This is a genomic window from Prevotella falsenii DSM 22864 = JCM 15124, assembly GCF_000613945.1.
GTDB lineage: Bacteria > Bacteroidota > Bacteroidia > Bacteroidales > Bacteroidaceae > Prevotella > Prevotella falsenii.
The window spans coordinates 1-4,833 of record NZ_BAJY01000058.1; the positions used below are offsets into that span (position 1 = coordinate 1).

General features: G+C 39.7%; 5 protein-coding genes and 2 pseudogenes. 5 read left to right on the forward strand and 2 right to left on the reverse strand.

Annotated elements, in window-relative coordinates:
- Both JCM15124_RS17225 and JCM15124_RS17230 read right to left on the reverse strand, forming a co-directional pair.
- Nucleotides 1–112 (reverse strand): annotated as a pseudogene (locus JCM15124_RS17225) (IS30 family transposase); the annotation flags it as partial.
- Nucleotides 113–249: 137 nt separating this feature from the next.
- Nucleotides 250–480 (reverse strand): annotated as a pseudogene (locus JCM15124_RS17230) (DUF4372 domain-containing protein); the annotation flags it as partial.
- A gap of 153 nt (nt 481–633) precedes the next feature.
- Between JCM15124_RS17230 and JCM15124_RS12220 the strand changes: the two are divergent.
- From JCM15124_RS12220 to JCM15124_RS12240, 5 genes are all read left to right on the forward strand, one after another.
- Nucleotides 634–1,242: an HU family DNA-binding protein gene (locus JCM15124_RS12220; protein ID WP_024999635.1), complete on the forward strand. Its 609-nt coding sequence runs from the start codon at nt 634–636 to the stop codon at nt 1,240–1,242.
- A 249-nt stretch (nt 1,243–1,491) separates the two neighbouring features.
- Nucleotides 1,492–2,352: a hypothetical protein gene (locus JCM15124_RS12225; RefSeq protein ID WP_024999636.1), complete on the forward strand. Its 861-nt coding sequence runs from the start codon at nt 1,492–1,494 to the stop codon at nt 2,350–2,352.
- A 2-nt stretch (nt 2,353–2,354) separates the two neighbouring features.
- Nucleotides 2,355–3,644 (forward strand): DUF4280 domain-containing protein, encoded by a 1,290-nt coding sequence (locus tag JCM15124_RS16065; protein WP_024999637.1) that lies wholly within the window; start codon nt 2,355–2,357, stop codon nt 3,642–3,644.
- A gap of 13 nt (nt 3,645–3,657) precedes the next feature.
- Nucleotides 3,658–4,281: a DUF8188 family protein gene (locus JCM15124_RS12235; protein ID WP_024999638.1), complete on the forward strand. Its 624-nt coding sequence runs from the start codon at nt 3,658–3,660 to the stop codon at nt 4,279–4,281.
- On the forward strand, nt 4,250–4,696 hold the full coding sequence (locus JCM15124_RS12240) for a hypothetical protein (protein WP_024999639.1): 447 nt from the start codon (nt 4,250–4,252) through the stop codon (nt 4,694–4,696). Before JCM15124_RS12235 ends, JCM15124_RS12240 begins: the two co-directional genes overlap by 32 nt.
- The last annotated feature ends 137 nt before the right edge of the window (nt 4,697–4,833 follow it).

Consider the following 4,833-nt stretch of genomic DNA (forward strand, 5'->3'; position numbering starts at 1 on the left):
GTAACTCTGATTTTGGTGTTTTAAAATTTAGTTTTTGTCTCGGTCTTCTGTTTATTTTCTTCTGTGTGTTCGCAATCTTTTTGTCTGTGAAATCATCGAAGTTTGGGCTCTTGGAGGGCGGCTGTCCGCTAAAAACTTAGCATACTTCTCCAAAAGGTAGGAATAGACATTGGCAAAGAACTCTTGAGGACGGCGGATATTAGCCTCTGCAAGCGTACTTCGTCTGACAATATAGTCTAATCCGAGATGACAAAGTTTGTGAGCTTCTGCTTTCATGCCAATCTCAAGTTCACGCAGGGAATCAAAGTGTTTTAGGACCCCGAACAGCATCACGACAAGATGCTTGTAGCCGTCAAAATGCTTCACATAAGCCTCGCTTCCTTGCGTTTTACGGCTGATTTGAAGAATTTTATCTTTATCAAGCAACTTTAAAACCTGACTATAGACCGGCTGTCCGCTAAAATGACTATCTTTGCTCATGGTTATAAATTTTTCTAAAAACAAAGATAACCAAAAGGGCTGATACCTCGTGAGAAGTGTCAGCCCTAATTGTTGATATTAATAAAAAGTTTTACCGGACAGCAATATATCTGAATAGAACAGGAAGCAAGAATAAATTAAACAGAACGATATATGAGTGTAAATTACAAGCTTATTAAAAATCACAGCAAATCGGCGGAAAAGGCTGAATACAGGGCTGTAACCGTAGAGAACCAAACGGTGGGACTGGAGCGTATAGGGCGGAATATACAGGAAGCGACCTCGCTTACGCGCTCGGATATTGTTGGTGCCATCGTTGCTTTGAAAGACGAGATTACCTACCAGCTAATGTCGGGCAACGCCGTACGCCTGCCCGGAATAGGCTACTTCTCGCTTGCCGTGAAGGGCGAGGTGTACGAAGACCCGCGCACACACCGCCGTCGGCTGCGGAACGCCAAGGTGCGCACGGTGAAGTTCCGCCCCGACATCGAAATGTTGGACACGCTTCTCTACACCAAGTTCGAGAACACAACCTATCGTTACGGCAGTTCTTCCGTACCGACGGCAGAGCTGATAGACAAGGCTCTCGAAGAACTATTCGCCAACAAGCCTTTCATTACTGTTGCCGACCTGCGCGATTACCTCAACCTTTCCTCTACCAATGCTTACCGCATTGCCGACCGTTTGGAGAGAGAGGGCAGGCTCCGCGATGTCGGTTCGCGCTATCGCAAGACGTATGTGCGAGAAGATTCGCAAGCATAACAGGTTTGAATACAGTGGTTACAATAATAGATGATATGATGAAGCAGAAGTATTATCCTCTTTTTGAACCATTTTATTTGTTGTTCTACCGCTTTTTTCTTACATTTACGCTTGATAATAACCAGATTTGTATTCTCTTTCCATACAGATTCTATGGTTTTGTTTGCTAACTATATAAAAATAAGAAGTTGTATGATCGACTGAGGAAAAGAAGGAAGTCCATGGCGACAGTTTAACAAAGAGGATTCCTTGTTTAACAAAACTGTCAAGTACAGATGCGAACAGAAAGTTCTGAACCGTATAGACGGAATGGTAACAAGCCATTCAGATACACGGCGTGAGCTTTCGTTGTCGTATGATTTAAAACTACAAAGCAACAGATTCAAGGCTGAAGTAACAGAGAGTTTTGTTAAAATGAGTCCTGCCAACATGATGCCGGCATTAGAGTTGCTTGATAAGATTGACGGTATCAAGAGCCATGCAGACGTAACGATTGATTCACAAACAGGTAGAATCAACAAGGTGATGAACTTTGAGGAAATCAAGAAGTGGTGGGAGGAATACAAGTCGGAAATGTTCCATACCATCAATTCTACCATGGGAAAAGGAACTGACGAAAGCAAGCAGGTAGAGAAGTTTACCGACATCATTGACAAACAGTTCGCTGACGAACCAACTTTCAGAGGAGAACTTTCGAATAAGCTGTTCTACGATATATTTTTCGATAAATATCTTACCGGACAAAAGTTAGAAGACGATAAATATGACCGGAAGTTCTACTCTTTTCTATTTGATCAGACACCGATTAAAACGACCATTACACAAGAGGTTTCCACGGACAAAGAAACAGGATTGAATAAAATATCACGCTATATCTCTGCTGATGACCAAAGAACAAAGGTCGTCAACGACTATGGCATTACGAGAATCTACAAGGAACGCTATCAGCCTCTTGTAAAATACAGCTTTACGCAATACAACTATGAGTTCTACCATGATATACTCCTTGCAGACGATGGGATTCCGGAAGAAATCAAGGTAAATATCATCGAAGAGGTGCAGAACAATATTGAGATACTGGTAACTTATCGTATTCACAGACTGAAATAATTATGGCACAATCATATATACCTGCAGGAACGGATGTTATCTGTACGGAGATGACAGGAGGAAAACCGGCACAATTAGGACTTACACGGCAGGCTAAGGTGCTGTATGGTAATGGTAAGAAACCTTTGCTGAATATTTGCGACAAGAAGTTGAGTTGCTCACTGCAATGCCGCATCAAACAGACATTCTTTGCCGGTCTTGGTGCTTTGCTTGTAGGTCTTGCAGTTGGAGCTTTAGCTGTAGCATTGGTTGTGATGACTGCCGGAGCAGGCGCAGTCATTGTTGGAGCTGCATTGGGTGCCGCATTAGCTTTAGATGTGGCCGGAGGTGTAGCATTAGGTGCATCAGCTGCCTATAGATACTTGGCTAATGAGTGCGACTCTTCCCTTGAAGGACAGTGGAGTTTGTTCCATAGAAAGGTTAAATTAGAAGGACACAACGCCCTTTTGGAACGTTCGATACTAACTTGCAGTAAAGGTGGTATAGTCTCATTGGTTATGAATCCTGCAAAAGCAGCAGAGTTAGCAAAAATGATTAGTAAAACTAACGACAAGATTTCAGATATTAATTCATGGTCAAAATTTAAACAGGGGCTTATTGGCAATGTTTCCAATGCATTGCTTGCCGGTTTTGAAGGACAGGCAGGGGGAGCTGTGGTAGGTGTAGTCCTTGGCTCAGGACTATCTGTCTACGACTATATGACTGGTGGCAATAAAAGTTACCGCGAGGACAATGTTGTTAAACAAAACAACTATGCCAAACTTGCACTTGAAAGTGATAATGACCAGACATCAATTAACACGGAGCATAATATCATGACCGGAGATGATTGGAAGAATGCAGGCATAGGTACTACTGCTGGTACGGGATACTCTGGTGTAGAAACTGTTTTTACAATAACAGCACATAATAAGGAACTGGGCAAAGAAGCAATGAATTTCAACGAAAGAGCTTTGACATATATGCTGAATGGGGACATGGCAGGTGCTAATCATGCTTGGTGGGCACGAGATATAGCGTTGGATGCACAGAAAGGACTAAAGGATATTCCCAAAGACTTTTGGGAGAGTATGTGGACAGGCAAAACAAAGGCTTTCAAATGGAATGTCTCAAATAAATGGTTTACGCTTGGAGGAATTGGCATTGGTATTCTCGGTTCTATTATCAGTAATCACATAGAGGGAGGTGATAATGAAGAAGAGAATCTTTTATATAAGAAAATGATACTTGAAATAAAGAATTATAGAAAAGAAAATACAAGTAGAATAACAGTTATTGCAAATTCATTATAAGTTATATAACGCTATGAGAATAAAAAAGTTAGCAGGGTTTATCCCTTGGGTATTTGTTGGTAGCCTTATTGGCTCTGTATTTGTTGTACCAATGATACCTAAAATAGTGGATGCATTATATTATATGGATAAATATAATAATGATGCAGCAAAATACTATCAGAAATATGTAGAGGACAGCTATGATATTCGTGTTGTTATGCCAGAGGCTGATTCAAAACTATTCTTGCATAATGTTGATCGGGAAAAATATCCATTGTGTGAAGTTTTCGATACAACATATCATTCATCTAACTATTTTAATAATCCGAGTGCAGATTACACATCTTTCTATTGTAAGGAGTATAAGAAATACTTGAATATCATCTCTTTTAAAGATGTAGATGGGAGCTATGGCAGCAAGATAGTCGCTTTGACTGTCAATCGTGATGAAATGAATAATCCTGAATACGGAACAATGGATAACTCTGTACCTGTACTGAAGGCTATCGGGGTGAGTGAACCGATATGGTTTGATGGTCGTGATACCAATTCTATATTCATAGATAAGTTCTATCGAAACAATGTTATTCAGTATTTGAAGTACAAGATGTCGAAAAAAGAATTTGAAAGGAGGTTCAAGAATAAAGGGTTATAATGAAGGTGGACTATGGACAAAAGAGAGCACACGTGACACTGGTATAGGAATAGTACTTACTACTAGTGATGCTGCAATTCCTATAATAGGAAGCAATCGTGAATTTCTTAGAACCCTTGGTCGATGGGGTACGGAAGAAGTAATAAATGGCAATACGGTTACTCATGCTTTTTGGAGATTTTTTGCGGGAAAAACAGCAAAAGACATGGGAAAAGCTATAAGCAAAAATTTATTTACCAAACTGAATGCACAGAAGTTTGGAATTGGTATATTGGCAACATTAGCATCAAATGGCATAGAATGGGGCTCAAATAAATATGAAAATTATTTATATAGATATATGATGCAAGAAATAAACTCTCTACGAAAAGATAAAGGAATTAATACATTTAATGTTATAGCACAACAATCGTGAAGAATATAATTAAAAACATACCTATGACAGCATTAGGACAAATAATAGGTTCTATCATTGTAATACCCATAATTGTTTTTCTCATCAACAACCTATATTATGCCCATAAATATAATGATGATGCAGAGCAATACTAC

Bases quoted from the DNA above. Each gene is read 5' to 3' on its own strand.
- JCM15124_RS12220 (WP_024999635.1), top strand. From the start codon at position 634: ATGAGTGTAAATTACAAGCTTATTAAAAATCACAGCAAATCGGCGGAA.
- JCM15124_RS16065 (WP_024999637.1), top strand. From the start codon at position 2,355: ATGGCACAATCATATATACCTGCAGGAACGGATGTTATCTGTACGGAG.
- JCM15124_RS12235 (WP_024999638.1), top strand. From the start codon at position 3,658: ATGAGAATAAAAAAGTTAGCAGGGTTTATCCCTTGGGTATTTGTTGGT.